The organism is Oleiphilus sp. HI0128, from assembly GCF_001635365.1.
In genome coordinates, this window is record NZ_LWGG01000105.1 from 1 (window position 1) to 676 (window position 676).

Consider the following 676-nt stretch of genomic DNA (forward strand, 5'->3'; position numbering starts at 1 on the left):
CACCCGAAATAAGTTCTTCTACGGTAAAATTAGGGTTGGCCGTATTACTCATCGTGTCTGTCGCTCGGTATAGCGCGTTGATCGGTATACCTCGGTCTGTGGTTCTACCCGTCGCAGCAACGAAGTAGACGACTGACTCAAATCTCATGATTTGAGCGGAATCTGTATAAGGTTGGCTCAAGCGGTTATCGCTATTGGAACCCATTGCATGAGCAAGCGTAACATTGGCACCAGCATTAGGGTTGTTGGTAATACGAAACATATCTGCGTTTTGACAGCTGGCAATCACGACAATGTCGTCTTGAACAAAGCCCATATCATTATTAGAAATTTGAATGTTTGCATTGGCGGCTGTCATGTTGCCTACGAGCTGAGCATTAGCAACGGTGGCTCCCTGAATTGAAATGACATCACTACCTACCAAGGCATTGTCGACAAAATCTTCATTTCTAAAATATTCGCCATTATTTCGGATAATGTCTCCAGTAAGCGGATCGATATCGTTGTCTGTTGCCCAATTGTTATCTTCGACCTCAAAGCCGATTAAAGCAGATTTAAAGAAGTTTTCGGTGGGGGGGGTGTTGGCAATGATATTGACCGCAACTGTTGCTGGGTCCATACACCCTTGATAGCCTGCCATGCGGATGTCCCGAGCCAGGAAATCAATGGCTTGGCG

General features: G+C 45.9%; 1 protein-coding gene. It reads right to left on the reverse strand.

Translation table 11 applies throughout. The features are described 5' to 3' along the window. On the reverse strand, positions 1-640 hold a 640-nt coding region (locus tag A3763_RS01335), incomplete at its 3' end, for a hypothetical protein (RefSeq protein WP_197482673.1). Positions 641-676: the final 36 nt, after the last annotated feature.